This is a genomic window from Enterobacter sp. RHBSTW-00901 (assembly GCF_014103115.1).
In the GTDB taxonomy this organism is placed as follows: Bacteria; Pseudomonadota; Gammaproteobacteria; order Enterobacterales; family Enterobacteriaceae; genus Enterobacter; species Enterobacter cloacae_P.
The window spans coordinates 1-5,208 of sequence record NZ_JABXPB010000005.1; the positions used below are offsets into that span (position 1 = coordinate 1).

Annotated in this window: 5 protein-coding genes; all 5 read left to right on the forward strand. The window is 42.5% G+C overall.

Translation table 11 applies throughout. From position 1 onward, the window contains the following. Positions 1 to 1,017: 1,017 nt before the first annotated feature. The 5 genes from HV318_RS24045 (at position 1,018) to HV318_RS24065 (ending at position 4,874) form a co-directional block, all read left to right on the forward strand. Positions 1,018 to 1,974 carry a type IV toxin-antitoxin system AbiEi family antitoxin domain-containing protein gene (locus HV318_RS24045; protein ID WP_182274678.1) on the forward strand — a complete coding sequence of 319 codons (957 nt, stop codon included), beginning with the start codon at positions 1,018 to 1,020 and terminating at the stop codon, positions 1,972 to 1,974. Beyond that, positions 1,958 to 2,824, forward strand: a complete 867-nt coding sequence (locus HV318_RS24050; RefSeq protein ID WP_182274679.1) for a nucleotidyl transferase AbiEii/AbiGii toxin family protein — start codon at positions 1,958 to 1,960, stop codon at positions 2,822 to 2,824. Before HV318_RS24045 ends, HV318_RS24050 begins: the two co-directional genes overlap by 17 nt. After that, positions 2,806 to 3,474, forward strand: a complete 669-nt coding sequence (locus HV318_RS24055; protein WP_249421828.1) for a PP2C family serine/threonine-protein phosphatase — start codon at positions 2,806 to 2,808, stop codon at positions 3,472 to 3,474. The genes HV318_RS24050 and HV318_RS24055 overlap by 19 nt, the downstream gene beginning before the upstream one ends. 777 nt (positions 3,475 to 4,251) lie before the next feature. Continuing rightward, positions 4,252 to 4,443, forward strand: a complete 192-nt coding sequence (locus HV318_RS24060) for a Rop family plasmid primer RNA-binding protein (protein WP_149228829.1) — start codon at positions 4,252 to 4,254, stop codon at positions 4,441 to 4,443. After that, the gene (locus tag HV318_RS24065; RefSeq protein ID WP_050074852.1) at positions 4,443 to 4,874 is read left to right on the forward strand and encodes an excisionase family DNA-binding protein; all 432 of its coding nucleotides are present in this window, start codon (positions 4,443 to 4,445) and stop codon (positions 4,872 to 4,874) included. The genes HV318_RS24060 and HV318_RS24065 overlap by 1 nt, the downstream gene beginning before the upstream one ends. Positions 4,875 to 5,208 lie beyond the last annotated feature (334 nt).

The window sequence follows — 5,208 nt, forward strand, 5'->3', positions numbered from 1 at the left end:
GAGTCGCTAAATCCCTTTAATTCTGGCGTTCCGATGGCTTGCTGGACGCCGCCATCGGAACGACACAGGATATTATTCCGCTGGACGCTGCATAACATCCTGAAGGGCGGCCACACCGTCTCGCTACGCGCGACCAACCCCCTTACAAGCCAATTTTTACCCCTGTTTTTTCCTGTGCGTTTCCCGCTCATAAAAAACCAGTGGAATTGTCTGTAACGAGGTTGGTCGCGCGTCGTCCTTGAGGACTAGCTTAACGGTGTGGCGGGCTTTGCCCCCAAATCCGAAGTCGCCATTGGGATGGCTTGCCTCAGTAGGCTGAGTCATTCGAATTCGGCCCCCCCGAAGGCATGATCCCCTGAACGGGTATCACAAAAAACAGGTCAGACCCGGTTTAACAGGAGGATGGCTCGCAGTGGCGAACCATCCCCCTTCGCCAAGGGTGGGGTCGTTACAGCCCGTAAAGGGTTCGCTTCGCCGCTACGCGCCCTTGACTGGCTTTCTCTCGATTCTAAAGCAGTTCTAAGTCCCCTTGATCTGGCGGTGGTGGCTTGCTCATACAAGACTTCGTGCGCTATGGGGCTTTTACGCGCGAATTTCCGCATCTGCCTTAGGTAAACCCGGATAAATCCGCATTACGGTGTTTCTTTCACGCCAGTTCGGGCACCAGGCAGTGCCGTGCATAGTCATGCATACGGTTAAAACTTATCAGGGGCGTTTTGCGGCATTTCTGCCAGGGATAAGGCGGTCTTTTACGGCGAACGCGCCGGAACCGCACTGAGCGCGTTTTCGCGGTGCGTACAATGAGGCGTTATGGTAAATGCTACACGAGTATATTTTTCTTGACTTTTCCCAATCGTCCTATAAAATAAATCCTTAGGATTTATTTTATAGGACATTATAAACGAAAGAAAGGCAAGTGATTGTTTAGAAATGTTTTTTACTTGACAATCTATCTCTAATAGAATATACGTCCTAAGGACGTATATTCTATTAGAGACCAAACTGCAAAGGTTGAAAATGTATCTTATCGAAGAAGCGCTAACATCTTGGCTGTTGAACGAATATAAAAAACCAGTCATAACCAAAGAAGATATCTCTTTGCAGATTTACATCCTTTATTTAAAAAAAGAATATAATGGTGAAAAGATATATCAAATCAGGAAGAGTAAAGCAGGAGCTAATGAGTTTGAAAATAACATATCAAAACTTTTAAGATCCGGAGTTTTATCCAGAGTTGAAGATAACGAAAACTATCATGCTTATCCGCATTTGATTGGTGGCTTTTATGAGGTTTTTTTTGTTAAAGGTAACGATGGGGCTCCGGAAAACGATATAATTTGCTCTACATACCCATACGGATACTTATCTTATTTATCAGCGATGGATTGGCACAACATCACTGATAAAATACCAAAGATAATTCATTTTACAACATGCAGTTCTGAGCAGTGGAAGAATAAATACTATCTTGATTTTAAAAAAGAGCATCCATATATAGATGAAGCAAAACAATTCATGCCTAGATTTCCAAGAAATACTGAGGTTAATGGGGTAAAAATATTGGTTACACAAGAAACTAACTATGTTGAGCCAATGAAGTCACGTAACTCTCAAGTTAGAGTGTCCTCTATAGGTAAAACTTTTATGGATATGACTAGACGGCCTGATTACTGTGGTGGTGAGGAGCATGTATTAGAGTCATTTATTGAACACGGTAAAAAATATGCTCCTCTTATTATAAAGGAAGTTGATAGACTTGGTCGTCACATTGACAAAGCAAGAGTTGGATTTATTTTTGATAGAATCATTGGGATTAATAACAAAAAAATTGATGAATGGAAGCAAGAGTCTAGTAAATACAGGGGGAGTTCTAAAGTATTATCTCCTAAAAGTCCATTCTCACCATTTTATGATGATGAGTGGTTTATTTCTATTAACGTTGATATGGTGAAGTCTTATGGAAGAAGAAATTAATAGTTGGATCGAAGAGTCTGGCGGGAAGTATAGGTTGATGCGGCAGGCTGTGCATATAATACTTAAATCTATTTCCATCGAGGAGAGTTTGAATGAAATGATGGTTATGAAGGGAGGAACCCTTCTTGGTGTTAAGCATGGCAGTGATAGGTATACTAAAGATATTGATTTTTCTACTGAAAAAAAACTTTCCGAAATCGATTTAGATAACTTTTTCAATACGTTTAATGACTCAATGGATGTTGCTGAGGCCGAGTTGGGGTATGGTATAAAATGTAAGGTGCAATCTCATAAAATCCAACCTAATGCGCAAGGGACATTTCCAACAGTACAGATAAATATAGCATATTGCGATCGTTCCAATACTTCTGCAATGAAAAGGCTTGAATCCAATCAATCACCTTCTGTGATAAGCATCGATTTTAGTTTTAACGAGAAAACGTATGATTTTGACTTCTTGTCATTAGATGGTGGTGATAACGATTATAACGTAAAAACCTACAGCTTAACTGATTTGATGGCTGAGAAATATCGTTCTGTTTTACAACAGAAAGTTAGAGAGAGAAATCGTGAGCAAGATATTTATGATATCAATTATCTTTTAGGCAAATATGATTTTTCTCGGCAGGATAAATATAAAATACTTGAGTCCCTTTTGAAGAAAAGTGAAGGGAAGGAATTAGATGATCTTTTGAATGTTAAAGGTATAAGAGATGCGGAGATTATCGAACGTTCTAGTCAACGATATGGAGATTTATCCTCAACCGTAAAATCATTACCTCCATTTGAAGATGCTTATGAACACGTTGCCAGTTTCTATGAAAGTCTCCCGTGGGATATATTCAAATGATAGTGTTTAATTTTAGTGGTGCTGGTAATCGAGAGGAAAATTTAGATATCTTATCTAAGATAAATTGTCATGGTGATATATTCGGTGCCGTTATTATGGATGGGTATTCCTGTGCTGAAAACAGTATGGAATTGCTCTCTGATACACTAAAAAAGTGTACGTTTTTTGGTGATATTAATAAAGATATCATTAAACATTGCAAGTCAATTCCTGTTAAGGCAGCCGTATGTTTTATTTTTAAAAATGAAACTCAGCTCCATGTTTATAGTGCAGGGGATTGTCGGGTGTATAACAAAATGGGAGTTCTTCTAACAGAAGATAACTCAGTTGCTTGGAGAACTTTAAAAGAAAATGGGGTGGATAATAAAAAAATACCACACCTTGTTTGTTATTGCCCAGACAGAAACTATTTAACATCATTTATAGATTTCTGTTCTGATGAGATTGCATTGAATCATTCAATTTTTGATTTAAATGATGAAAACAAAGAGATTATGTTATGCACTGATGGCTTTTGGGAGCATTTTGATGAGGATACTGTTGTCGACCTTATGAAAGATAACCCAGAGGCTAACTTAGTTCAATTTACCAAAAGCATCTCTGGAAATGCAGAGAATCATACGGTTTGCTACGTTAGATTCCCTTCTTGATTTTGTGTTTTTTGAAGAAGTTATTGAGATCTTCGTATCAGATAGATAATCTCTTGTCTGTAAAAGAAAAAAACCGCCTTTGCGGGGCGGTTATTTTCTTAGGTTCGAAGAGTTTGCGGCTCGAAGAACCAAGGTAACTGGCTTGGAGGAGCGCAGTCACCAAAACTTGTTCTTTCAGTTTAGCCTTAACTGGCGCATAACTTCAAGACTCAACTCCTCTAATCAGTTACCAGTGGCTACCGCCAGTGGCGATCCGTCGTGTCTTTCCGGGTTGGATTCAAGTGTTAAGTTACCGGAACAGGCGTGGTAGTCGGACTAAACGGGGAGTTCGTGCAGATAGTCCAGCTTGGAGCGAACCACCTGTCAGGAACCCAGTTGCACGGGAAGGAATGAGAAAACGCCACCACGCAGTCAGGAACGGCGGAATGCAACGGGTAAACCTTACGGTGGGAACAGGAGAGCGCACGAGGGAGCCATCAGGGGGAAACGCCTGGTATCTTTAAGTCCTGTCGGGTTTCGCCACTTCTGATTTGAGTACCGGAAATCGTCCGATTTCTGTGAAACTCGTCAGGAGGGCGAAGCCTATGGAAAAACGCCCTGGCGGGGCGTGTCCTTCTCGTTCTTGCCCTGGCTTTTGGTTACGCTTACCGTCTACGTTATCTGTTACTTAGAATCCCACCGCTCGCCGCAGACTCATGACCGAACGTAGTGAGCGAATGAGCGAGGAAGCGGAATATCATCAGATCCTGCATTTGGTACTGCCACACGGAGGTTTTCGTGAACAAAGAACAAAAAACTGCGCTGAATATGGCCAAATTCATTCAGGGTCAGTCTCTGCTTTTGCTGGAGAAGCTCAATGCCCTGGATTTCGATACTGAGGCTGACCTTTGCGAGAAGCTCCATGAGGATACGGAACAGCTTTACCGTGTTTTGTCAGAACGACTGAAGGAATCAGAGGATGGCAACTAATGGCGAAAGTCTCTATCAGTGAAGCAGCTCGGCTTGTAAATGTCAGTCGCCCTACGCTTTACAAGATGCTTAACAATGGAACACTTACTTACACCTCGGTTGTAAAGCATGGAAAGCAAGTAAAAACCATTGATACGTCTGAGCTTATACGTGTTTTTGGTTCGCTTGGTGGTGTAAAGGACGATACACAAAACGCTGTAAGTGTTGACGGTCATGCTACAGCGATTAACAGTGATATTTTACAAGATTTACAGCATCAGATTGCGTTGTTAAAGACCGAAAATGACGGGCTTAAAGGGGCGGTGAATGCCAGGGATGAACATATCAGTTCACTTCGTCAGGCTATGTTGCTTCTGGAGCATAAACAGGAGCAGCCAGCACCGCAGATCTCTTCTCCGGCGCACTCCCCTTGGTGGAAGTTCTGGAAGTAGTTCTGTCAGTGCATAACCGCCCCGTAATACCACATCCCCAGGAATGCGCCGCCCGTACTGACGCACAGCAGGATCAGTGCGGTGAGCAGTAGCGTCAGGAACCGGTCTTTCCATAAAGCATTCCCTATACGGGCTGGAACGACCCATCCCCCTGTTAGGCGCATTTGCTTTTGAATTTGGGGTTCGGTTTTTGGGCACGGCCGTCGGGCGTAATCATCGGGCACAGGGTGCGCCCGATGATTACGCCCGATGATTTTCTTCGGTGAGCTGCCTCGGTGAATCCACTCGGTGATAGCTTGTCACCGAGTGGATTCACCGATAAACCGTCTTCAGA

Bases quoted from the DNA above. Each gene is read 5' to 3' on its own strand.
- HV318_RS24045 (WP_182274678.1), top strand. From the start codon at position 1,018: ATGTATCTTATCGAAGAAGCGCTAACATCTTGGCTGTTGAACGAATAT.
- HV318_RS24050 (WP_182274679.1), top strand. From the start codon at position 1,958: ATGGAAGAAGAAATTAATAGTTGGATCGAAGAGTCTGGCGGGAAGTAT.
- HV318_RS24065 (WP_050074852.1), top strand. From the start codon at position 4,443: ATGGCGAAAGTCTCTATCAGTGAAGCAGCTCGGCTTGTAAATGTCAGT.